The sequence below is a fragment of the Nonomuraea sp. bgisy101 genome (genome assembly GCF_057708945.1).
Genome location: NZ_JBYITD010000040.1, coordinates 43330 through 65261, shown reverse-complemented (window position 1 = coordinate 65261; position 21932 = coordinate 43330). Strand labels below are relative to the sequence as shown.

Annotated in this window: 20 protein-coding genes and 2 pseudogenes; 13 read left to right on the top strand and 9 right to left on the bottom strand. The window is 68.0% G+C overall.

Annotation, left to right across the window (positions count from 1 at the left end):
• Positions 1 to 80: 80 nt before the first annotated feature.
• Positions 81 to 362 carry a transposase gene (locus AC3EO4_RS46940; protein WP_379574593.1) on the bottom strand — a complete coding sequence of 94 codons (282 nt, stop codon included), beginning with the start codon at positions 360 to 362 and terminating at the stop codon, positions 81 to 83.
• Between the two features lie 339 nt (positions 363 to 701).
• On the opposite strand from AC3EO4_RS46940, the gene AC3EO4_RS46935 reads away from it, so the two are divergent.
• The 4 genes from AC3EO4_RS46935 (at position 702) to AC3EO4_RS46920 (ending at position 7367) form a co-directional block, all read left to right on the top strand.
• Complete coding sequence (locus AC3EO4_RS46935; RefSeq protein WP_379574592.1) at positions 702 to 4661, top strand: metallophosphoesterase; 3960 nt, start codon at positions 702 to 704, stop codon at positions 4659 to 4661.
• A 62-nt stretch (positions 4662 to 4723) separates the two neighbouring features.
• On the top strand, positions 4724 to 5857 hold the full coding sequence (locus AC3EO4_RS46930; protein WP_379574591.1) for a HupE/UreJ family protein: 1134 nt from the start codon (positions 4724 to 4726) through the stop codon (positions 5855 to 5857).
• A gap of 12 nt (positions 5858 to 5869) precedes the next feature.
• On the top strand, positions 5870 to 6520 hold the full coding sequence (locus AC3EO4_RS46925; RefSeq protein ID WP_379574590.1) for a Shedu anti-phage system protein SduA domain-containing protein: 651 nt from the start codon (positions 5870 to 5872) through the stop codon (positions 6518 to 6520).
• Positions 6521 to 7052: 532 nt separating this feature from the next.
• Entirely contained in the window at positions 7053 to 7367 is a 315-nt protein-coding gene (locus AC3EO4_RS46920; protein WP_431902513.1) for a hypothetical protein, read from the top strand.
• A gap of 26 nt (positions 7368 to 7393) precedes the next feature.
• Here the strand turns inward: AC3EO4_RS46920 and AC3EO4_RS46915 are convergent, their stop codons facing one another.
• From AC3EO4_RS46915 to AC3EO4_RS46905, 3 genes are all read right to left on the bottom strand, one after another.
• The gene (locus AC3EO4_RS46915; protein WP_431902512.1) at positions 7394 to 8398 is read right to left on the bottom strand and encodes an endonuclease/exonuclease/phosphatase family protein; all 1005 of its coding nucleotides are present in this window, start codon (positions 8396 to 8398) and stop codon (positions 7394 to 7396) included.
• Positions 8399 to 8701: 303 nt separating this feature from the next.
• Positions 8702 to 8959: a helix-turn-helix domain-containing protein gene (locus AC3EO4_RS46910; protein ID WP_431902510.1), complete on the bottom strand. Its 258-nt coding sequence runs from the start codon at positions 8957 to 8959 to the stop codon at positions 8702 to 8704.
• A complete protein-coding gene (locus AC3EO4_RS46905; RefSeq protein WP_431902545.1) occupies positions 8866 to 9186 on the bottom strand; it encodes a hypothetical protein in 321 nt (106 codons plus the stop codon). The genes AC3EO4_RS46910 and AC3EO4_RS46905 overlap by 94 nt, the downstream gene beginning before the upstream one ends.
• 361 nt (positions 9187 to 9547) lie before the next feature.
• Between AC3EO4_RS46905 and AC3EO4_RS46900 the strand changes: the two genes are divergently transcribed.
• Both AC3EO4_RS46900 and AC3EO4_RS46895 read left to right on the top strand, forming a co-directional pair.
• Positions 9548 to 9718 (top strand): hypothetical protein, encoded by a 171-nt coding sequence (locus tag AC3EO4_RS46900; RefSeq protein WP_379574586.1) that lies wholly within the window; start codon positions 9548 to 9550, stop codon positions 9716 to 9718.
• A gap of 552 nt (positions 9719 to 10270) precedes the next feature.
• Positions 10271 to 11476: a serine hydrolase domain-containing protein gene (locus AC3EO4_RS46895; RefSeq protein WP_431902508.1), complete on the top strand. Its 1206-nt coding sequence runs from the start codon at positions 10271 to 10273 to the stop codon at positions 11474 to 11476.
• Positions 11477 to 12104: 628 nt separating this feature from the next.
• Here AC3EO4_RS46895 and AC3EO4_RS46890 read toward each other — a convergent pair.
• Positions 12105 to 12572 carry a hypothetical protein gene (locus AC3EO4_RS46890; protein ID WP_431902506.1) on the bottom strand — a complete coding sequence of 156 codons (468 nt, stop codon included), beginning with the start codon at positions 12570 to 12572 and terminating at the stop codon, positions 12105 to 12107.
• Between AC3EO4_RS46890 and AC3EO4_RS46885 the strand changes: the two are divergent.
• Positions 12531 to 12701, top strand: a pseudogene (locus AC3EO4_RS46885) (ABC transporter permease); the annotation flags it as partial. The gene AC3EO4_RS46890 and the pseudogene AC3EO4_RS46885 sit on opposite strands and share 42 nt — an antisense overlap.
• A gap of 77 nt (positions 12702 to 12778) precedes the next feature.
• Here AC3EO4_RS46885 and AC3EO4_RS46880 read toward each other — a convergent pair.
• Positions 12779 to 13240 (bottom strand): annotated as a pseudogene (locus AC3EO4_RS46880) (ArsB/NhaD family transporter); the annotation flags it as partial.
• A 377-nt stretch (positions 13241 to 13617) separates the two neighbouring features.
• On the bottom strand, positions 13618 to 14301 hold the full coding sequence (locus AC3EO4_RS46875; protein WP_431902504.1) for a helix-turn-helix domain-containing protein: 684 nt from the start codon (positions 14299 to 14301) through the stop codon (positions 13618 to 13620).
• A gap of 274 nt (positions 14302 to 14575) precedes the next feature.
• On the opposite strand from AC3EO4_RS46875, the gene AC3EO4_RS46870 reads away from it, so the two are divergent.
• The gene (locus AC3EO4_RS46870; protein WP_431902502.1) at positions 14576 to 15562 is read left to right on the top strand and encodes a hypothetical protein; all 987 of its coding nucleotides are present in this window, start codon (positions 14576 to 14578) and stop codon (positions 15560 to 15562) included.
• A gap of 99 nt (positions 15563 to 15661) precedes the next feature.
• Here the strand turns inward: AC3EO4_RS46870 and AC3EO4_RS46865 are convergent, their stop codons facing one another.
• On the bottom strand, positions 15662 to 15799 hold the full coding sequence (locus AC3EO4_RS46865; protein ID WP_431902540.1) for a hypothetical protein: 138 nt from the start codon (positions 15797 to 15799) through the stop codon (positions 15662 to 15664).
• Between the two features lie 9 nt (positions 15800 to 15808).
• On the opposite strand from AC3EO4_RS46865, the gene AC3EO4_RS46860 reads away from it, so the two are divergent.
• The 5 genes from AC3EO4_RS46860 (at position 15809) to AC3EO4_RS46840 (ending at position 19942) form a co-directional block, all read left to right on the top strand.
• Positions 15809 to 16045 (top strand): hypothetical protein, encoded by a 237-nt coding sequence (locus AC3EO4_RS46860; RefSeq protein WP_431902500.1) that lies wholly within the window; start codon positions 15809 to 15811, stop codon positions 16043 to 16045.
• 166 nt (positions 16046 to 16211) lie between these two features.
• Positions 16212 to 17273, top strand: a complete 1062-nt coding sequence (locus AC3EO4_RS46855) for a magnesium transporter CorA family protein (RefSeq protein WP_431902498.1) — start codon at positions 16212 to 16214, stop codon at positions 17271 to 17273.
• 233 nt (positions 17274 to 17506) lie between these two features.
• Positions 17507 to 18088 (top strand): ArsR/SmtB family transcription factor, encoded by a 582-nt coding sequence (locus AC3EO4_RS46850; RefSeq protein ID WP_379573407.1) that lies wholly within the window; start codon positions 17507 to 17509, stop codon positions 18086 to 18088.
• A 26-nt stretch (positions 18089 to 18114) separates the two neighbouring features.
• On the top strand, positions 18115 to 19395 hold the full coding sequence (locus tag AC3EO4_RS46845; RefSeq protein ID WP_431902495.1) for an MFS transporter: 1281 nt from the start codon (positions 18115 to 18117) through the stop codon (positions 19393 to 19395).
• Between the two features lie 31 nt (positions 19396 to 19426).
• Positions 19427 to 19942 (top strand): SDR family NAD(P)-dependent oxidoreductase, encoded by a 516-nt coding sequence (locus tag AC3EO4_RS46840; RefSeq protein ID WP_379573409.1) that lies wholly within the window; start codon positions 19427 to 19429, stop codon positions 19940 to 19942.
• A gap of 898 nt (positions 19943 to 20840) precedes the next feature.
• Here AC3EO4_RS46840 and AC3EO4_RS46835 read toward each other — a convergent pair.
• Positions 20841 to 21887 carry an aldo/keto reductase gene (locus AC3EO4_RS46835; RefSeq protein WP_431902492.1) on the bottom strand — a complete coding sequence of 349 codons (1047 nt, stop codon included), beginning with the start codon at positions 21885 to 21887 and terminating at the stop codon, positions 20841 to 20843.
• Positions 21888 to 21932 lie beyond the last annotated feature (45 nt).

The following is a 21932-nucleotide window of genomic DNA, read 5'->3' as shown; positions in this document are numbered from 1 at the left end:
GTTGTGACCTCGTAGCGCCTCTGTGTGTCAAGCGACTGCCGCTGCGACTCCTAGTTGATCTTTTCGAATGCTTCGGTAGATCACGTTGGACAGGCGTCGTTTGAGTGCGCGGCGGGCTTCGGCAGGGGTTTTGTTCTCGGTGATTTACCGCTGGTGGTAGACGCGCCCGCGGCTGGGATCACGGGCTTGGCACACGGCGATGGTGTGCGCAGGGCGCAGTTGAGCTGGCGGTTGCCGCCGGTATTGAGCCGGTGCCGGATCTGATCGCCGCTGGAGGCGTCCAGAGGTGCGGTGCCTGAGTAGCTGGCGAACTGATCCGCAGTGCTCGAATGGCTGCACCCACGCTGGCGTCCCTCGACCACTGATCGCCTTTCTCCCGCGCCATCCGCACAATCAGTTCCTTGACCGGCTGGCGTACGGGGCCGTCCCGGGCGCCACCTGTCGGTGAATGTCCACCTACCGAGCGGCACCGGCCGAGGGCGGGCGCTCCCGCCGTCAATGTTCCAGTACGCGCCTATTGGTCGATGCGCGACCTGGTTGTTCCTGTGTCGTGACAGATGACCAGAATGAGATGACAGTTTCGGTTCACTTCAGCCTCCCCATGCACACCGTTCACTTGCGCGCTCCAGGGTGTCCACCCGAGAGCATGCCGCTTATGGGCTGCTTATGCGTAAGAGAAGGGACTGCATCTGATGCAGCCAATGGCAGCACGCACACCACTGGGCGGTTTACGGAGCCGAGGGCGTCTCGCCGCGGCAGCCGCGATCGCGGTGTTGCTCGCGACCGGCCTCGTGACCGCGGCGCACGCCGACCCCAGCCCGGCGGCGCAGGATCGGGGACGGCCCACCGCGACGCCGACCAGTTCCCAGAGCTCTCCATCGCTCACCCCCGCCGGCGGTTCCTTCCTCGAGGGCAGGGCGAAGGTCGCGGCAGTCCCGACCGCGGCCGGTGACAGCGTCACGGAACTCGCCATCGACGACACCACGCTCAACGCCACCCGGACGGTGGGCGTCTCCAAGCTCAGGTTCGACGTCGGCTCGAACTCGACCGAGGCGCAGTATCACAGCCACGTGCTGGTCAACGGGGCGTACCGGAGCGACATCGGCGACCATGTGAACGAGCGGGCGACCATGGAGATCCCGAACGAGCACCTGGTCAAGGGAGAGAACACCGTCGAGATCGTCGTCGGCACGATCCAGTCGTCATGTGGCCTCAACTACGACGACTTCGTCCTGTCCGACGTGGGCCTCGAGCTGCTCGGTGAGGTCGCGGACGGCGAGGACAACCCTTACACCTTCTCCTTCGGCGACGGCAGCTGCGGCACGAACACCACACTGCTGAAGCGCGCCACGCTCAAGTTCTTCATCCAGGGCGACCCGCAGGGCACCACGGGTCTCGCCGCTGACGTCGACACCACGACGCTCGCCAACGGCGAGCACGCCATCACCGCCACGACCGCGGCCGGGGTCACCGTCAAGAACACCGTGACAGTGAACAACAGCCCGGCCGGGGCGCCTCGGCTGCTGCCCACGGACGGCACCCTCGTGGCAGGCACCAAGTCGGTCTTCGCGACGGTCCCGGCCGTCGGCGAGGGCGGCGTCAGGTCCCTCACCGTCGACGGCGACAAACCGGCCACGAAGGCCACGCTCGGCAACGGCGCTGCGATGCTCGGCTTCGACGTGGGCGCGGACTCGATCGACGACAAGTACGACAACTTCCTGCTCGTCAATGGTAAGCGCATCGACCTGGGCGGCACCTGGGTGAGCCGGCGCGTGACCGTCGCGGTCCCGGCCCGGTTCCTGGTGCCCGGCAACAACACGATCAAGGTCGTCACAGGGGACTTCAAGGAGTCCTGCGGCAACAACCGCGACGACTTCACGATCGCGAACCTCGCCCTCACCCTCGACGGCGCCACCGTGACGGGCCAGGACATCAAGCCGTCGTACGAGATGGGCGACGGCAACTGCGGCAGCAGCCCGACCCTGCTCCGCGAGGTCGAGCTGCGCTACACGATCGACGGCCCGGCGGCGCACGTCATGGAGACGCTCGGCTCGGGCAACGCGACTCTCAGCTTCAACGTGGGCGGCAACTCGATCGAGGCGCGCTACCAGAACTTCGTGCTCGTCAACGGCCAGAAGGTCGTGCTTGACGGCGACTTCGTGAGCAAGCGCGTGGACTTCACCATCCCGAACGAGTTCCTCGTGCCCGGCTGGAACACGGTCGACTTCGTGGCCGGCACCTTCCCGACGTCGTGCGGCAAGAACCGCGACGACTTCACGATCTCCAACATCGCCCTGACCCCCGCGCAGGGCACGGCGGCCGGCCAGATGCTCAAGGCCTCGTACAGCATGGGCGACGGCAACTGCGGCGACAACGTGAACCCGCTGACCGAGATCGACCTCGAGTTCCTGGTGGACGGTCCCGCCCGTGGTCTGCGAGCGGACCTCGACACCACGGCCATCAAGGACGGCAAGCACACCATCGCCGCGACGTCGGCCGCGGGCGAGGTCGCCACCCGCGTCCTGATCACCGACAACTCGGCGCCGAAGGTCGCCGCGAGCGTCCCGGCCGCGGACGAGAAGATCACCGCCTCGGTCGTGCTGGACCTCAAGCTCGAGGACGCCTCCGGCGTCGTGTCCGGGCCGGACGTCAAGCTCGACGGCCAGCCGATCAACCTGGGCGCTCAGGTGGGGCCGGGCCTGCACGCCGGTAAGCACACCCTGGCCGTGACCGGCGCCGACGGTCTCGGCAACACCGCGACCCGGGAGATCGTGTTCGAATCCGCAGGCATCCCGGACGTCCCGGCCGAGCTGACCCCGGCGTTGGGGGCCGCCGACGTGTCGGACCCCGTCACGCTTTCTGCGAACGTCGCCGAACCCGATGGCGGCCAGGTGACGGCGACGTTCTCCGCGGCCGAGATCCTCACTCCGAACCAGGTGTTCCAGGGGACGGCCCCGTCCGTGCCCACGACCCTGCGGGTTCCGGGCGAGACGCACGTCAAGGCGGAGGGGCTCGAGCCCACCGACGGCAAGACGCTCGACGCGCCCGCCGGCAAGGACGTCACCTACCAGCGCTACGACGTCCAGGTGCGGGGGCACGTGGACTCCCCGGTCCTGCGCTGGGAGGGCGTCATCGACCCCGAGCGGCTGGCGTCGCTAAGGGTGTGGAACACGAAGACCAAGGCGTGGGACCTCCTGACCAGCGCCCGCGGCGCCGCCGAGGGCAAGACCACTCTCACGGCCGTCGTCGACCAGGAGAACGTCGACGAGCAGCAGGTCCACGTCATGGTGACGGGAGAGGACCCGTTCGCCGACGACATCGAGCCAGGTGACCCGAACGGCTTCGCCGACCCCGCCACCTACGACTTCTCGATGGTCCACTTCACCGACACCCAGTACATCTCCGAGGGCGCGGTGGAGCAGGAGACCGCGGAGGAGCGCGCGGTGTGGGAGTCCGCCTACTCCGGCATCGTCAACTGGATCAAGGACAACAAGGACCAACGCAAGATCTCGTACGTCGCGCACACCGGCGACATCATCGAGAACAACATCCGCAAGCCCGCCGACGAGGCCACGCAGCGGCAGGTCGTCGGCGAGTTCGAGGTGTCCTCGAAGCAGCAGCGCGTGCTGGACGAGGCGAACATCCCCAACGGCGTGATCGCCGGCAACCACGACAACCAGTCAGGCACCGAGAACGGCCCGGAGGCGATCTACAACAAGTACTACGGTCCCGACCGGTACCAGGGGGCGTCGCAGGGCTGGCAGCACGGCAAGTACGGCGGTCCGTGGAAGGAAGGCGACAACCAGAACCACTACGACCTGTTCTCCGCGGGCGGTCTGGACTTCGTCGTGGTCGGCCTGTCGTACAGCGTGACGAGGGAGGAGGCCGAATGGGCCGACTCCGTCTTCAAGAAGTTCTCCGACCGCAACGGCATCCTGCTCTCGCACGACTACCTCGTGCCGAGCACCAATCCCGACGGGCGCGGCACCGGATTCTCCGCACCTGACGGGTCGATGTTGTACAAGACGGTGGTCGAGAAGAACCCGAACGTCTTCCTCATCCTCGCCGGCCACGAGCACGGCGTGGGCACCAACGTGAAGCCGAAGGTCGGCCAGGTCGGCAACGGCGTCGTCGAACTCCTGGCCGACTACCAGTTCTACACGGTGTCGGCCGACCGTCTCGGGCTCACCCAGATCGGTGGGTACAACCCGCAGGACCAGCTCCAGTTCGGCGCGAGCTTCTTCCGGATGCTGCAGTTCAACGTCAAACGGGCGGAGCTGACCGTCGACACCTACTCCCCGCTGCTCAACGACTTCGGCGCCGGCGAGTTCGACCCGCTGCGCCGCTACGACGGGCGCGAGGACAACATGGTGCTGCCGGTCGATCTCACCTCCCGCACGACCAGCTTCCAGACCGACTCGCTGGCGCTCTACAAGCCCACGCGCATCATCGGCAAGAGCACGGTCACGTCGGGTCGGGTCGCCTCGGTGACCTGGGACCGTCTCAAGGACGACACGGCCTACGCCTGGTTCGTCACGGCACGCTCCACCGGCGGCGGCGTGACCGCCTCCGAGCCGAGCGTCTTCGTCACCAAGGACGAGCACGGCCGCCCCGGCACGTGGGGAGCTGACTCGCCCATGTACCGCTGGTTCGACCACTAGCCGATTCCCGCCGCCCCGGACCCGGCCCGGGGCGGCGTTCCCCCTCGATCTGGAGAGAAGACATGCCCCGCAGGCGCTGGCTGTCCGCCGTCGTCCTCGCCGTCCTCCTCGGAGGCGTGCTGGCCGACCTGCTCCAACCCGCTCCGGCGGCGGCGCACGATGCGACCACGACCGCCCACGCCGAGGTGACCGGCATGGGCGCGAACGTCAAGGTCGTGCTCGACCTGGAGTACGACCTGCTCATGAAGTCGGCCTGGCTCTACGCGGAGGCGTACGAGGCGAAGGAGCGGACCGAGCAGCTGCGCCAGCTGAAGATCAACCGTGGCGCCGTGACCGACTATGTCACGCGCCGCTTCGCCGTGGCGTACGACGACAAGCCGTGCTCGCCCGCGACGGTGGGCGACGCGGACGTGCGCCCCCGCGGCAAGGCGGCCTTCGCGGTGCTGACCCTCGCCTACACCTGCCAGAGCGGGAGCGAGGGCGTGCACGCGATCTCCAGCGCGCTGTTCCCCGATGCCGAGAGTTTCGTCCACAGCACGAAGACAATGGTCGGGTACCACCTCGACGGCGAGAAGGGCTCCGCGCTCCTGAACGCCAAGAGCCCGACGCTGCGGGTCGGCGAGCGCCCGGCATCGCGTCAGGTCCGGGAGTTCTTCCTGCTCGGCGCCGAGCACCTGGCCCTCGGCCTCGACCATGTCCTCTTCCTGCTCGCGCTGCTCATCGGCGCGCGCCGGCTCCGCGACGTCGTCGTCACGGTCTCAGCCTTCACAGCCGCCCACAGCATCACGTTCCTCCTGGCGGCGTTGGGGGTCGTGGACGTTCCGGGAGAGATCGTCGAGCCGGTCATCGCCGTGTCGATCATCATCGTGGCGCTCGTCAACCTCCTGGGCCGCGACGAGGGCAGGTCGGGCACATGGCGGCTGCCGATCGTCTTCGCCTTCGGCCTGCTACACGGGCTGGGCTTCGCGGGCGCGTTGGACATCGACGGGAGCGGGTCGTGGGAGCTGCTCCTGTCGCTCCTGAGCTTCAACCTCGGCATCGAGGTGACACAGCTGGTGATCATCGCTGTGCTCTTCCCTCTGCTGGTGCTGGTGCGCCGGACGTCCGCGGCCCGCTGGGCGGTGGTCGCGCTGTCGGTCCCCATCGTGGGAGTCAGCCTGTACTGGCTCGTCGACCGCATCCCGCTGCCGCTCTGACGGGAGCCCCTGATGTTCCTCGCGGTGCCGACGACCTCCGGCGCGGGTCGTCGGCGTCCCCGTGGGCCTTGCGGCAACAGACGGTGGCGTCGCCAGCCACGGCGGACCGGCCGAGACCGGCGCGGAAGATCGCGGCTCAGAACAAGCACTGACGCGGAACGGCTGCTGGAGCTCATTCGAAATCTGGATGACGTCCCCGTTGCGCGGCGCACCACGGAGCGTATCGACGACGCGCTCATCCGCGACCTGTTCGCTGACTCGACCTCCATGCTGGCGGTCTGCAAAAGGGATCCCGAACGCTTCCGGAAGCTCGTCACCGACGACGAGACCGCGCGTGACATCATCGCCATCGCTCACCGCCGCCAGCAGGTCGAGCGCTTTCGGAAACTGCTCCAGGATGACGTCTACTTCGAGGCCGAACGGGCCAGGAGCGCCGAGCGGAGGGCGGAGTCGGTGTGGCAGCGCTTCTTCGACGAGAACCCATGGATCCTCGGGATCTCCCTTGCAGGCCAGTTGTTGACGTCCTGGAGCCACGAGAAGCTTGAGCAGGTCGTGGCCGGATCGTCCATCTCGGGTCCAGGAAAGCGCGCGGACGCCCTGCTCCGTACGGCGGGCCGTATCAAGTCGCTCGTATTCGCCGAGTTCAAGACCCACAAGACCTAACTGCTCGCGGCCGACGAGTACAGGTCCGGATGCTGGGCCCCGTCCAGGGAACTGACCAGGGGTGTGGCACAGGCTCAAGGAACCGTTCATCGCGCCATCCGCGATCTTGGCGAAAGATCTGGTCCTTCGAGCTCTACCGTCCCAACACGGCGGAGCCGGAGATCCTGACCTTCGACGAGTTGCTTGCCCGCGCGGACTGGTTTGTGGCCATACCCGCACTGTGAAAGGCGTCCTGCCCCGATCGTCAGCAGAGCGCTCACGGAGCAGGCGGTCGCCGACCGCCTCGCCGTGATCTGCCGCACCCGGCGGGTGGCCGCCCACTTGCACGCCGAGATCGGTGCCGATGCGGCCACCGGCAAGCCCACTCTGGCCTGGCACTTCGACCAGAACGCGATCGATGCCGAAGCTGCCACCGACGGCTGGTACGCCCTGCTGACCAACCTGCCGCCCGAGGCCGTCGACGCCGCGCAGGTGCTGCGCCGCTACAGGGCCAAGAAACGGTCGAACGCCGCTACCAGGCCTTCAAGGCCCGTTGGCCGTCACCCACCTGTATCTGCAGAACAACCGCCGCTTCAACGCGCTGATCACCGTCATCTGCCTGGCCCTGCTCATCTTCTGCCTGATCGAACGCCAGGTCCGCCGCGCCCTGGCTACCCGCGCCACCGCAGCCGACGGGTTGTACGCCGACCGGCCCGCCATCCCGACCGGAAAGCTCATTCTGGACGCGTTGGCCGGCATCCGTTTGATCCCGGGCTCCGGCCAATCACCGCCGACCATTCCGCAACCCACCGACCTCCAACTCCGCCTCCTGGACCTCCTCGATATCGATCCACGAGACCTCCGCTGAGGATCACTCACGTGCGGAAAACGGGGCTAGTGCGAGATCTCCAGATCCGTCACCACGGCGGCGTGGTCGGAGTAGAACTTGCCGGGCTGGTGGGCGGGTAGCCGGTCGTCGACCGTGAACGAGTCACGCACCTTCACCCCCTTGCCCTTGGCGAAGATGAAGTCGATGCGGTCCTTAGTGATCATGTAGTCGTAGTCGGGCTGGGGGCTCCAGGTCTTGCCGGGCGACTTGCACACGTTGCGGTTGGCGGCGCGGTAGGTGTCGACGAACCCCGCGTCGGTCACCACATCCGTCGCCTGCAGGTCGTAGGAGAGGCCGTAGTGGCAGTGGGCGCTGCCCTTGGTCCAGTCGGCGGCGGACAAGGTGTTGAGGTCGCCCCCCAGGATCACCGGGTCGGTGTTGCCTGCGAGCATGGTCGGCAGGTGGTTCTTGATGATGTCGGTAACCTGGGGCAACTGCACGGTGGTGTCGGCCTTTACCACGTCCTCGTCGGAGTACGGCTTCGGCTCGCCCTTCTTGACCGCCGCCGCGTTGGCGTCGATCATGTCGCCGACCCAGGGGTCGGAGTAGTTGACCCAGGTGTCGAAGAAGTTCGCCTCCCGGCCGCTGGGCAGCTTGACGCGGATTCCCCCGAAGTAGAAGTCGTTGATGATGCCGCCGACCGGCTTCGGGTAGGTCTGCGTGATCGGGTAGTGCGTGAAGATCCACAGGTTGTCGGCCGACCTCGAGGTGATCCGGGTGGCGGTGTAGTCGCCCTTCCCCGCTCCGGCGCTCAGCCCGGCACGGATCTCCTCGGCGCTGCCGTACGTCTCGACGGCCAGGAAGACGTCGGGCGAGATGTCGACGAGCTGGTCGATCAGCAGCGGCAGGTTCTTCTCGCCGCCAACGGCCGGGTCCTTGCCGCCGTGCCAGATGTTCCAGGCGAGCACCCTGACGTCGTCCGCCACGGGCTTGGCGTGCGCGGGGGTGGCAGCGACGGCGGCCAGGAGGAGGGCGGACAGTCCGCCCGCCATCCATGTAACGCGTGACATATTACCGCTCCTCACATGTTGCCACTGGGGCAGGTGAATGTGGTTGAGGAGAGGCTAGCGTCCATTTATGAAAATGACTAGGTTAAATCGAGCAACTTCACACACAGTTCCGCTGTCCGTCGCTTCGGCGTCGGCTCCGGCTCCGGCTCCGGTCCGCATCGTGCGGGCGGGACGCCGCGACGAAGAGCCCTGCACCTGCCGAAAACTCCGTCCACGCAGGTCAAGCGGCATGTGAGCACTCGTGGAGAACCCTGTGGGTGCCAGAAACTCGGCCGTCCTACGCGACCTGCGCATACTCGTGGATCAGCCCATCGAGACGATCGCGGCGGGTGACCCCGCCGGGCGGAAGCGGCGCGAGCGCAGGATGCGCCGCACGGTCGCCTCACTGACTCGGTGGCCGAGCCGCACCAGCTCACCGTGCACCCGTCGATGGCCCCATGCCGGGTTCTCCCGCGCCAGGCGGACGATCACGGCCCGGACCTCCTGGCTCGTGCTCGGCCGTCCGCCACGATGCGGGTAGATCCATGCGCGTCGGAGCAGGCGACGATGCCACGCCGGCAACGTCGCCGGAGTGACGCGCGCAGCACCGCCGGCAGCGACCGGGCCAACGCCGCGAGAACGGCCCGATCAGCCCAGTCCGGCTTCGGGCGCCCAACCTGACGCCCCAACACCGCCACCTCATGCCGCAACACCATGATCTCCACGTCCTTCGACGCCTGGCGACGGCCCAGCAGCATCAGCCAGCCGAACACCCGGACCGTGAGCAGATAGAGCAGGCGAACAGGCACAAGGCGTGCTCTTGTCCACGCTGGCGGACTCAGTCGAACCACAGCTCAGAGCCGTCGCGACTGCGTCTTGACGCGGTACAGGATCCTGCGGCACCACCACCTGGGGAGACCACGGACGCACCAGCAACTCGCCCTGCAGCTCCATATCAGCCGGGCCACCTATTTCCGCCGCCTCCATCACGGTCTGGACACGCTGAGCCCCTCTGTTGTCCGCCGACGATTCGTGACCTGACTTCTCTTGCATGATGCTGCCTTCTCTTCCGCAGTATCCTGCCACCCGTCGATCTTCAAATTGCCCATCGCCCACGCCATCCTTGAACGAAACATTCAGCGCGAATAAATCCTTCTGGGGGAAGCGGAAATGAAGAAGATGATCATTCGGGTTTTGGCGGTAGTTGGGCTGTGTGGCGCGACGTTCATGGGTGCGAGCAGTGCATATGCCTGCGCGGACTTCTCCGATGTCAAGGTGTGCGTGACGTCGACGGCGGAGTTCACGGACGGTTCGGTGCTCTCCTGCTCAGGCGACCTCTGAGGTTCAGGCTCGGCTCATCGGATGGGGTGTGGGCGCGGTTCGCCTCACCCCAATTTCGCTGCTCTGACGAAATGCGGCCAAGCTGAACCAGGCGTGGCCGCACCGCGAATGCTGGAGTGGAAATCCAGATCTACCCCTCTGCGGAATCGGACTCCACGTGAGCACGGGTAGGTTGTCCTGTCCGAGCCGAGGTGGTGCACCCTGCACGATGACCAGTGGCCATCTCCCAGAGGAGAACGCCGTCTGTGCCGGTGCGCCAGACGATGATGTCCATCACCCCGCCCTTGCACCGGACCCGGGCGGCGCGCCGGTCGCGCAGGTCCGGCTCGTCGACATCCTGCTCCCATGGCAGGGCGATACCGGTCGCGCTGCTGACAGCGTGCTGTGTGCGGTTTGTGAGCGGCGGGTTGGAGGGTGAGACCGTCCGCGTCACCCATCACCTATCACCTATCACCTATCACCCGGAGGAACGGGTCAATGTCCCAACCTGTCATTTCGTCGGATCGTGCGCGGCCACGGTGGCTGCGTACGGTCACGGCTTCGGCGCTGGCCGTGAGTCTGGCCCTGGCCGCGGCGTTCCCGGCTGCCGCAGCTGCCACGCCGTACGCCGACAGCGGCGCCACGGCGCAGCGCGCTCAGCTACAGCAGTTGGCGCGGAAGCTGGTGGAGGCCGGGGCGCCCGGCGTGATCGTGCGGGTCGACGACGGCCGCGGCCGGCCGGTCGAGATCGCCGAGCAGGCCGCCTGGACCAGACGGGATCACCTGCTCAAGGCAGGGGACGAGTTCCGGATGGGATCCACCACCATGACCACGACGGCCACGCTCGTGCTGCAACTGGTCGCCGAGGGCAAGCTCGCCCTGACCGACCCGGTGGACAAGTGGCTGCCGGGCAAGGTGCCGGGCGGCAAGGCGATCACGTTGCGCATGCTGCTGAACCACACCAGCGGCCTGTTCGACTACACCGACGACGCCGCGCTCCGGCCGTCGATGCTCGGAAGGGATCGGCGGCGGTGGACCTCGGCGAAGCTGCTCGCCGTAGGGGTGAAGCACGATCCGCTGTTCGCGCCGGGCACGAAATGGTCGTACAGCAACACCAACTACGCCGCGCTCGGCGCCGTCCTGGAGCGGGTCACCGGGGCGAGCCTGGCCGACCTGCTCCGGGACCGGATCGCCCGGCCGCTCAATCTCAAGCACACCTACTACGCCACGGACGCCACCTGGCGTGGCCCCCACGCCCACGGCTACGAACCGGATGCCGCCCACATGCCACCCGGTGTGCCGGCCGAGTTCAGGAACTTCGCCGGGGCGCGCCACCACGGACACGTGGACGTCTCCGACAACGACCCCGGGTTCGCCGGGGCAGCCGGGGCGGTGGTGTCCACCACGCAGGACTGGTCCCGGTTCAACACCGCGTTGATGTCCGGCAAGCTGCTGCCCGCAGCCCAGCTGGCACAGATGCGCGCCACCGTGCCGATGGACCCGCAGCAGCCGGACGGACTCGGCTACGGGCTTGGCATCCAGACCGTTCCCCACCCGTGCGGCACGTTCTGGGGTCACGAAGGCGGCATCTCCGGCTACGTCGCCACCAGCTCCACCGACCGCACCGGCACCCGCTCGGCGACCCTCCTCATCTCGACGGAGATGTGGGCCGAGTTCGAGACCGACCCGAAGATCGCCAAGGCCGCCCAGGCGCTCCAGATGGCCGTGACCTGCACGATGTTCGGCAAGCCCGTGCCGACCGCCGCTCCCGCTAGCTGACCGGCGCGGTGATGATCGCGGTGACCAGGTCTTCCACCTCGGCCCGCGACATCGCCGCACCCGCAGCGGCGAAACCTGGTGAACCGCTTCCCGTTCGTCGCCGACCACGCGAACGCCTTCGGGGTGAAGCGGTTGTGCCGGATCGTGGGGGTGGCCCGCTCGAGCTTCTCTCTGTGCGAGCTCGTAGGGTCGAGCCATGAGTGATCAGGTGAGGACGGCGGCGTCCGGTAGCCGGTAACCGGCGCGGTCTGCGGGGTCGGCTCGCGACCTCTCGTCGCCAGCGCGTCGATGGCCTCGGCCAGGTTGTCGGCGCGGGCGGCGAGCGCGCGCACGGGCCGGGGTGGAGGTGACGGGTGGGGGCGCACTTCATGCTCTCCTCCCTTCGGCTTGCCAGGGTCGGCCGGGAGTGCCGGCATGCCTTCTCCCTGCCTGAACGGCACTCGGTCGGGCCGCGGGTTTCCGGAATTCCGCGACGCGCGGGCTTGCTTGGCGTGCGATGCCGATCCGTAGAGATCTACTACGCTCTGCCAGGTCCGTCGTATCCGTGCTGTGGGAACGGCCGGCTGCGCAGGCCGCCCTCCCCCACCCTGTACCGCTCGAATATTGGGTTACGGGGCCTGAACCGTGGTTATGCGGCGTGCCGGTATTCGCTGATCATGCCTGTGACGGCGGGTTTTCGGCGGATGGATCGCAGGTCGTTGAGGTGGGTCGTGTCACGAGCGGGTTGCGTTGCGGTGTCCGGGGGCCGTTGTTGCCGGCACTGGTGCGGCCGGTGCCCGTTGTAGTGGTTCAGGTACTCGCGAAGCACGAAGGCCAGGTGGAGTTCGCTGAGGATCAGGATCCGTTCAGGAGTTCGCGGCGCACCGCGCTCGCCTTCACCGTCGTCACACTCGTCTGCGGCCTGTTCATGTTCATCCTGGCCGACCCCACTCGCGCCCGCTCGCTGGGACTGCTCGGCGATAAGGCTCAGCTGTCCGGCGCCAGCGCCGACTGGCCCGGCTATCTGGCTCTGCTGGCCCAAGCGGTCGCCGTGGGCGGCCTGCTGGTCTACAGCATGATCGCCATCTGGCTGTTCGGCCGCGAGTTCAGCGACCACACCGCCAAGGATTTGCTCGCCCTGCCCGCCTCCCGCTCTGCCATCGTGGCCGCCAAGTTCACCCTCGCCGCCGCCTGGGCCCTGGTGCTCGCCGCCGGCACCGCCGCGGGCGGCCTGCTGCTCGGCGCGGTACTGGCCCTGTCCGGCTGGTCGATACAGGCGGCCGCGGCCGGGGTGGTGCGGATCCTGGTCGCCGCGGCGCCGCCGATGTTGGAGGCCATCGCTTGGGCGATCAGGTACGGCACGACGGGCAGCGCCAGCCGGTCGCACACCAGGAAGGTGACCGGCGCGATCAGCAGCACGGTGGTGACGTTGTCCAGCAACGCGGACGCCGCGGCGGTGATCACCACCAGTAGCACCATGAGCCGGTACGGCCTGCCGCGCGCCCGCTTGGCCGCCCAGATCGCCAGGTGCTCGAAGACGCCGGTCTGCTTGAGCACGCCGACGATCACCATCATGCCTAGCAGCAGGAAGATGACGTTCCAGTCGACGCCGCTCTCCTTGGAGAAGAACGCTGCTTCGGCGTTGCTGGCGTGGATCAGCAGCATGATCCCGGCGCCGCCCAGGGCGGCGGCGACCCTGTGGATGCGTTCGGTGGCGATCAGCGCGTAGGCGCCGAGGACGACCGCGACCGACAGCCAGGCCAGCGCCCCAGGTGCCGGCGGCATGTCACGCTCGCGCCGCGGTGGAGGCGCCCTCGCACGTCCAGCCCTACGGTGAGGTACGGCTGGACGTCGCCAAGCGACCGGCGCTGAGCGGGAATGTCGCGCAGCCGGGCAACCCGGAGTAGGTCACGATCGCGTCGTAGTCCGATGCGCGCGAACTCGGCAGGCGGTTGAGCAGTAGCGGCGGCGACGTCCCGGCGCAGGCCGGCGGACGGTCAGGCCGCATTCGGGAGCCTCGCACGGAGTTTCGTCACATGGTTCCGCTGGCGTGGCGCTCGGAGCGGGAGTTTTCGTTTCGCGGGTCGAACAGGGCCTCGTGGGCGTTGAGGGGACGATTGGACCACAGCACGGGAATCCGGGGCACAATCCCAGCGGTCTGATCACGGCGGGAGGTCGCGCCAGCGTTCGGCCGACGCCAGAGCGTCCAGGCTGATCCGCTCCAGGAACGCACCGCCCCTGGCCAGGCGGCGTCCCACGGGCGTGTCGAGCCCGAGCGTCTGCCCCGCCGCCTTCGTGATCTCAGCCGCCGTGAGCGTCTGCCGCGCGCTGATCACCGTCGAGTGGTACCAGGCGTCGTCGTCGACCACGTAGATGTCGCGCCGCCGCCGCGGATCACGCTCGCGCCTGATCAGCCCCTGCCGGGTCAGGTAGCCCACCGCCATGGAGATCGAGGCGGGACTGACTTTCAGCCCGCGCGACAGCTCGGCCGCGGTGAGCCTGCCGTCCTCGCTCAGCCACAGGCCGATGAGCACGCGCGCCATCATTTTCGGCAGGCCCATCCCGACCGCCATCTCGACGGCTCCCTCTTCCACCTCGAAGACCTTGCGGTCCTGGGGTTCGGCATCGGGCGAACGGGCCGGGGCGCCGCGCCGCGCCCGCCGCGCCGTCGCCTGGTGCGCCCGCTCGGGGCGGTAGTCGCCGGGGCCGCCGTTGCGGCCGACCTCACGGCTGATCGTCGAGGTCGGCCGGTCCAGCCGCCTGGCGATCTCGGCGTAGGAGCGGCCTTCGGCGAGGCCGGTCGCGATGCGCCGGCGGTCCTGCTGGGTCAACCTTCCTTCTGCCATGACGCCACTATTGCGTTCGGCGCCACACAATGCAATGTTTCATTGCATTCAGCTTCAGTGTCAACGCATCAATTTATTGGCTTTGAACTGCACTTATGTGCGTCGATTGATTGACAGAATTTCTGAACGCAACGTAGCTTTCAATTGTGATGAACACGTACTATCGCGACGAGCCGGTCACTCCGCCCCTCGACCGCCCACCCGCCTGCCCCTTCGATCCCGCCCCTTCGGGCAACGCCCTGCGCGCAGAGCTCTACAACCGGTGAGGGCAGAGGTGTTCAAACGCATTCTTCCAGCGCTTGGCCTGCTGGTTCTCGCGCCGCTGGTCGGCGAGTACCTGCTGGGCAACATCGCCATCGACGCCCTACCAATGATCATCGGACTGATTCCGCTCTATGGCGGTGGCGCGCTGCTAATCCGTGAAGTCGCCCGCCGGTGGCGGCTGGGGTGGCCGGGGATCATCCTGCTCGGGCTCGCCTATGCCGTGATCGAGGAGGGCCTGCTCACCCGGTCGCTGTTCGATCCCGACTATGTCGGGTTGCGGCTGCTCGACTACGGGTTCATTCCGGCACTGGGCATCGGCGCCTACTGGACCGTGTTCGTTTTGGCCATCCACGGGGTGTGGAGCATCGCGGTGCCGATCTCGATCGTGGAGGCGGGCTCACGCCGGCCGGACACCCCCTGGCTCGGCAAGGTCGGCCTCACCGTGTCCGCCGTCCTGTTCCTGCTAGGCGGCGCGGTGCCCATCGCCCTGGCAGGTCCGGCCATCTACCCGCTGTCGGCCGCTCAGATCGCCTGGACGCTGATCACGGCCGTCGCCCTGATCATCGCCGCGTTCCTGTCGGTTCGATTCCGCCGCCCCCTGCTCCCGGCCACGCCGGCCAGCCCGTGGACCGTCTTCGCGATCACCATCGCGGCCGGGCTGGCGTTCTGGCTCCCCAGCTTGCTCGCCATGGTGGGGATCAAGCTGGAGTCCGTCGTGCCCGCGTGGATCACGGTCGGCTTCTACCTCGCGCTCTACGCCATGATGACGCTGCTCATCCTGCGCTGGTCCCGGCGCACGGGCTGGGGACCCGGGCACAGGTTCGCCCTGGGAGCTGCCGGGCTGGTCACCTACGCCTGGCACGGCTTCCCTCAGCCGCCGAGTTTCCCAGCGCCCGCGAATGTGGACCTCATGGGCAACGCGGTCTTCGCGCTGGCCGCCCTCGGGCTGCTCGCCTTTGTGGCGGTACGGCTCCGCCGCACCGCTCCGCCAACTTGACCTTCAACCTTGGCGCTGCGAGATCGCTCCTGCCTTGAGAACAAGCTCAGCTTGGCCTTGCCGCCGTAGTAGGTGACCGGGGGCAGCACCGTGCTCCTCTTACGCCGAGACCGGCTTGTCGGGATCGAGGTGGCGGTAGATCGTGGCGCGGCTGACGCCGAGCCGGTCGGTGATCTGCTGCACGGTGTAGCGGCGCTTGCCGTCACCGCCCTTCATCTCGTACAGCGCGCGGGCCATCTCCACCCCGTGAGCGTCCAGGGCCGCCGGCCGCCCGCCGACGCGGCCGCGCGCTCGGGCCGAGGCCAGTCCCTCGAGGGTGCCCTCGACGATGAGTTCGCGGAGGAACTCGTCGAAGGCGCCAGCGCCCTGCGCAACACCTTCAACCGCATGCTCGGCTGCCTGCACCACTGCCTCCAGAAGGGCGTGCTCTACAACGAGAACGAGGAGGTCGCCTTCCGCCCTCGCGAAGCGGCCACAGCTTGACGAGTTACGCAGGTCGGATGTTTCTGTGGTCAGTACAGCAGGCGAAGCCGTATGCAATACGTAGATATGCGGGATTAGTGGCTATGCGCACAAGCCGAAGGGAGGACCATAAGAGATTTCGGGGACGTCACCCAGCTCGCTCCCGCCTTCCACCTGAGGAACCACCATGCCGCATGACCACCGACCGCCCGCCTCCACTTCCCGGCCCACTGGCCGAGGGCGGCAATCGCTCGAGCAGCGTCCGCCCGCGCCGCCGTCCTGCCGTACCCGCGCCTACCGGGACGGAGTCGTGGTCGCCGAGGGCTTCCCTATAGCCGATGTCTCCGACCATCTGGCCGACCCCGCCTGCACCGTCTGGTTCGACCTGTGCACCCCCACCCCCGCCGAGCTGGGCGCGATCAGCGAAGAGCTCGGCCTGCACGAACTCGCGGTCGAGGACGTGCTACACGACCGGCAGCGACCCAAGCTGGACGTCTATGACAGCCACCTCTTCCTGGCCGTCTACGCCGTCCGTCTCGAACCCGGCAGCGACATCCTGCGCTCCACGGAGATCGACGTCTTCGTCACCCGTCAAGCGCTGGTCACGGTGCGGGAGAATGACGGCTTCGACATCGACGAGGTCGTCAAGGCGTGGGACAGCAGGCCCCAGCTGGCCGGAAACGGCGTGGGCTACCTGCTGTACGGCCTGCTCGACCAGGTCGTCGACGGCCACTTCGACATCGTCCAGGCGCTCGACGGCCAGATCGAGGAGCTGGAAGACCGCCTGTTCGACGACACACCGCCCGGCAGCGACCTGCAACGCCATGCCTTCGCCCTGCGCAAGAATCTGGTCGGCCTGCGCCGGCTGGTGCTGCCCATGCGCGAGGTGCTGGCCGCTCTGCTCCGGCGTGACCTGCACGTCGTCGAGCCTGCGCTGGCGCCCTACTACCAGGACGTCTTCGACCACGTGCTGCGGGTGACGGAATGGACAGATTCCCTGCGCGATCTGGTGAGCAACATCCGCGAGACGCACCTGAGCCAGCAGGGGTACCGGCTGAACACCATCATGAAGAAGATCACCGGCGTGGCCGCGGTCGTCGCCGTGCCGACCATGGTGTTCGGCTTCTACGGCCAGAACGTCCCCTTTCCCGGCTCGGAACAGCCGGTCGGATTCTGGACCTCCACCATCGTCACCGCCCTGGCCTGCGTGGTGCTCTACAACCTGTTCAGGAAGAAGGACTGGTTGTGAAGCGCACCCGACCTGGCGGCTCAGAGACTGGCCGTGCCTCGCAGGAGGCTGGATCCGTGGTCACCGGCTCGGCGGCCCGGTCGAAGCCCCGGTAGCCCACAGCCGAGTAGCTAGAGGTTTGGGTGCTTGTCGCCGGGATCAGTACGTCTAGCTCACCCTCTCTACAATGATTGCCAACAGTTCTTCGCGAATGAGTGTTTGCGAATGAGTGTTTGCGGTCTAGGCTTCGAGGCATGACCGAACCCCGCGAGAGCGTGGTCGTCCTCGACGCCAAAGGCCTGCGGGCACTGGCCCACCCGGTGCGGGTGCAACTCGTGGACCTGCTGCGCAAACACGGCCCGTCCACCGCCACCCGCCTGGCCGAGCGTCTGGGGGTGAATTCGGGCACGGCCAGCTACCACTTGCGCAGGCTCGGCGCCGCCGGATTCGTGGAGGAGGACACCGAGCGCGGCAACGCCCGCGAGCGCTGGTGGCGCTCGGTCCACCTCATCACCCGTCTCAGCGACGACGAACTGGCAGAGCGGGAGCCCGAGGCGGTGCTGGCCTATATGCAGTCCATCGCCGCCCTGTACAACCTGCGTACCCAGCGGACGCTGAACGAACTGCAGACAATGCCAGGGCAGTGGCGGCGCGTGCTCGACCTCAGCTCGTTCGCGCTGCGCCTCACCCCCGAGGAGGCGCAGCGGCTGCGCGAGGAACTGGAAGAGGTCATCGCCCGCTACCGCCGCGACATGCCCGGCGAGGCGGCGCCCGAGGGCGCCGCGCGGGTCTCGCTGATCACGCAGCTCCTGCCCGACCTGCCGGAGGGCGCGTGATGGGATCGCGCGGGTCCTTACGCCCGATGGCCGGCCTGCTCGCGGCCATGACGGTGTCGCTGACCGGCACGCGGGTGTCGGCCCTCGCCCTGCCCTGGCTCGTCCTGACAACGACCGGGAGCGCGGCGCAGACGGGGCTGGTGGCATTCGCGGAGATGGCCCCGTACGTGCTGGTCAAGGCGCTGACCGGGCCGCTGGTCGATCGGGTCGGGCCGCGCCGGATCTCATGGGTCGGCGACGTGGTGAGCGCCGCGGCGGCCGGGGCCGTTGTCCTTCTGCACGCCATGGACCTGCTGCCGCTGAGCGCGCTGATCGCCCTTGTCGCGGTGGTCGGCGCGGCCCGCGGTCCAGGGGACCTGGCCAAGGAGATCATGGTTCCCGAGGCGGCCGAGCGCGGGCGGGTACCGCTGGAGCGAGCCACCGGGCTGATGGGCGTGACCGAGCGGCTGGCACAGACGGTGGGGCCCGCGGCGGGAGGCGCAGTAGTGGCGCTACTCGGGCCGCTGGCCAGCCTGGGCATCAGCGTCACCTGCTTCGCGCTCGGCTCCGTGATCGCAGCGTGGGCGCTACCGCGCGGCATGGGGCACCGCGCGCCGGCGCAGGAGGCGCAGGAGGGGTACTGGCGGCGGTTCGGCCAGGGCTTCGCGTTTCTGCGCGGCGAACCGCTGCTGCTCTCCGTGGTCGTCATGGTCGGCGTCACCAACCTGCTCGACGCAGCCTTCAGCCAGGTGCTCGTGTTCGTATGGGCCAAGGAGTCCGGCCACGGCCCCGCTGTGGTCGGTTTGAACAGCAGCGTGATGGGGTTTACGGCCGTCGGCGGCGGCCTGGTCGCGGCCGCCGTGGCGCACCGGATGCGGCGCAGGCCGGTGTTCTTCGTGGCGTTCCTGCTCGCCGGGCCGTCGCGGTTCCTCATCCTGGCGGTGGACGCGCCGGTATGGGCCATGGCGGCGGTGTTCGCGGTGGGCGGGTTCGCCGGCGGGTTCCTGAACCCGATCCTTGGGGCGATCTCCTACGAGCGGGTGCCGAGGCGCCTGCTGGGCCGGGTGAACGCGTTGTCGGACTCCCTCGCCTGGGCCGGGATCCCGCTCGGCGGGCTGGTGGGCGGGGTGGCGGTGGCGGCCGCGGGGCTGGCACCGGTGCTGCTCGCAGGCGGGGCCGTCTACGCGCTCACCACGAGCCTGACGGGACTGCGGCCCGAGTGGCGGGAGATGGACCGGCTGCGCGGCCAGGGCCCACCCGCGGTACCAGCGCCATGGGAAGGTACTGATACGACGGACGTGGGCAACGCTGATCAACGGTCACCTTGATCAGGGCTGTCGCGTTCGCGTCGTGTACCTGATGACCGCAGTCTTCTCAGAACGACGTAACGCCCCAGCACTCCCACTCAAGCCCGTAGCGGAGATCCTCGACGAGGACTGTGAAACGCGAGAAACCGCAGGTCAGACAGTCAACCTGGAGGGCATCTTCCACACCGTGCAGGCGGCGCTGCCTGTGATGAAGGCCGGCGGCTGGGGCCGGATCGTCTTTCTGTCCTCCGACGGCATCCGTGTCGGCATGGTGGGACGCGAGGAGTTCGCCGCGAGCAAGGCCGCCCTGGAAGGCTTCAGTCGCAGCCTCGCCGCCGAGGCGGGTCGCTCGGGTGTGCTCAGCAACGTGGTCGCTCCCGGTGGCACCATGCCCGAGGAGCAGGCCGCGGTGATGGCGGCCAACCCGATGGCCGCCAAGATACTCGACCGGACGGCCACCGGTCGCTTCTCCTCTCCGTCCGATGTGGCCAACACCGTCGCCTTCCTCGCCTCAGCCGCCAACGGCAACATCGCCGGGGCCGTGGTTCCAGTCTCGGGCGGAATGTGAACACGTGTAGGGCTCAAACGGAACCCGGAAGGCGACGGACCCGGATGCCCATGCTTCCTGGACGAGGCCGCCCCGCTGATCGCTGAGTCCAGCAATGTGACCCCGTTCCAACACTCACTGCAATAGCCCCACCGCCGAAAGAATGGAAGGCATCAAGCGAGGTCCGGTTCATCACCGGTTCGTCCCGCGGCCTGGGCCGGAGTTTCGTCGAGGCGGCCCTGTCCCGCGGCGACAAGGTGGCCGCGACCGGCCGCAACACCGCACACCTTGATGACTTGGTCGCCGTCTATGGCGACCAATCCCGGCACGGTTCATCTGCGGTTTGATCCGTGAGTATCGCAGAGCCGTTTGACGACGTGCGAAACCGCAGGCCAGCGCTACGAGCGCGGTTTGGGCACCGGACAGGGCTCACCGGCGACAGCCGGACAGCCCGGACACGGTCTCTCGATCATCCAGCAAGGACCGGGCCGAGTTCGCCGGCGGCCACCACTGTTGCTCCCGGCGGCGGACAGGTGTAGAGGACAACGATGCGGGTTCCTTAAGGGCGAACTGCGGATCATGGCTGCCCGTTCACGAACGGGGCCGATGCCAGCGCACCCCCTTAGGCCAGCAGGATCCGCCGCACCTGCGAGCGCGTCACCACGATGCCCAGCGAGCCGGCGGCCTCGGTCGCAGTGTCCAGTATTCAGCTACCTGGCCGCTGTCCTCGGCCGCCCTCAACTCACCGGTCGCCTGATCGCGCACCGGCCGGCCCGGCGGCCATGTGCGGGCCAGCGCGATGATCTGCGAGCGCTCGGTTTCGCTGATCCGCCGTGTGCGGCCGGTGCCGGGCCGATCTCCCAACCCTTCCAGATGATCCTCACCGTCACCACCGAATCTGAGACAGAGCAGGTTCGTCCTACAGTTCCGCCATCCTCCCTCCACCACCCTGTGGCCTGTGCCTCCCGGTGAAATGGGGCTCATTCTCCGTGGGGATAGCAAGTTTGATGAGTCCTTCGGCTTGGAGGTCGTTCCAGAGGGCCGGGGGGACGGGCCGCTGATGGACTTCCACGTTGCGCGCGACCTGTTCGGGGGTTCGCATTCCCAGGGTGACGTTGACGGTGGCGGGGTGGGTATATGGGAAGGCGATCGCGGCTGCCGGGAGGGTCGTGCCGTGTCGTTCGCAGACCTCAGCGATCGCCTGCGCGCGGGTGATCAGGTCGGGATGCGCTTCCTGGTAGTCATATGTCAGGCCTGCGGTGGGATGGTCGCGGGAGAGCAGGCCGGAATTGAAGACGCCGACGGCGACCACGCTCTTGCCGAGGTCGTGTGCGGCGGGCAGGACGTCGTCGAGTGCTGATTGGTCGAGCAGGGTGTAGCGGCCGGCCAGCATCACGACGTCGGCCTCGGTCTCGCGCAGGAAGCGGGCGAGCATGGCCGACTGGTTCATGCCGGCTCCGATGGCGCCGATCACGCCCTGGTCGCGAAGGTCGGCCAGGGCGGGCATGGCCTCTTCGGCGGCCTGCTTCCAGTGGTCGTCTGGGTCGTGCAGGTAGACGATGTCGAGGCGGTCGAGGCCGGTGCGTTCCAGGGTGGCCTCGATGGAGCGGAGCACTCCGTCCCGGCTGAAGTCCCACTTCCTGCGCAGGTCGTCCGGTACGGCGAAGCCCTCGGTGTCGGTGCCACTCGGCCGTTCGTTGGGGACGAGCAAGCGTCCCACCTTGGACGACACAACGTAGGCGTCGCGGGGGTGGTCACGCAGGGCCGCGCCCAGGCGCCGTTCAGAGAGGCCGAGGCCGTAGTGCGGTGCGGTGTCGAAGTACCGGACGCCCGCCTCCCAGGCCGTCTGAACGGCGGCCGTCGCGTCGCCGTCCGTTGTGGCACGGGAGAGGTTGCCGATGACGGAGGCCCCGAAGCCGAGCTCGGTGAGTTCGACCGCGGTCCCTACGATCTTCCGGCGCCTCATCGTCTGATGGACCACAGTGTGCTCCTCGAAGGTGGGTGGTGATCG

Excerpts from the sequence above, each read along its gene's own strand:
- AC3EO4_RS46850 (WP_379573407.1), top strand. The coding sequence starts at position 17,507 with ATGACCGAACCCCGCGAGAGCGTGGTCGTCCTCGACGCCAAAGGCCTG.
- AC3EO4_RS46915 (WP_431902512.1), bottom strand. The coding sequence starts at position 8,398 with ATGTCACGCGTTACATGGATGGCGGGCGGACTGTCCGCCCTCCTCCTG.
- AC3EO4_RS46840 (WP_379573409.1), top strand. The coding sequence starts at position 19,427 with ATGACCGCAGTCTTCTCAGAACGACGTAACGCCCCAGCACTCCCACTC.
- AC3EO4_RS46925 (WP_379574590.1), top strand. The coding sequence starts at position 5,870 with ATGTTCCTCGCGGTGCCGACGACCTCCGGCGCGGGTCGTCGGCGTCCC.
- AC3EO4_RS46845 (WP_431902495.1), top strand. The coding sequence starts at position 18,115 with ATGGCCGGCCTGCTCGCGGCCATGACGGTGTCGCTGACCGGCACGCGG.
- AC3EO4_RS46835 (WP_431902492.1), bottom strand. The coding sequence starts at position 21,887 with ATGAGGCGCCGGAAGATCGTAGGGACCGCGGTCGAACTCACCGAGCTC.
- AC3EO4_RS46855 (WP_431902498.1), top strand. The coding sequence starts at position 16,212 with ATGCCGCATGACCACCGACCGCCCGCCTCCACTTCCCGGCCCACTGGC.
- AC3EO4_RS46930 (WP_379574591.1), top strand. The coding sequence starts at position 4,724 with ATGCCCCGCAGGCGCTGGCTGTCCGCCGTCGTCCTCGCCGTCCTCCTC.
- AC3EO4_RS46865 (WP_431902540.1), bottom strand. The coding sequence starts at position 15,799 with ATGGCCCGCGCGCTGTACGAGATGAAGGGCGGTGACGGCAAGCGCCGC.
- AC3EO4_RS46900 (WP_379574586.1), top strand. The coding sequence starts at position 9,548 with ATGAAGAAGATGATCATTCGGGTTTTGGCGGTAGTTGGGCTGTGTGGC.
- AC3EO4_RS46935 (WP_379574592.1), top strand. The coding sequence starts at position 702 with ATGGCAGCACGCACACCACTGGGCGGTTTACGGAGCCGAGGGCGTCTC.
- AC3EO4_RS46875 (WP_431902504.1), bottom strand. The coding sequence starts at position 14,301 with ATGGCAGAAGGAAGGTTGACCCAGCAGGACCGCCGGCGCATCGCGACC.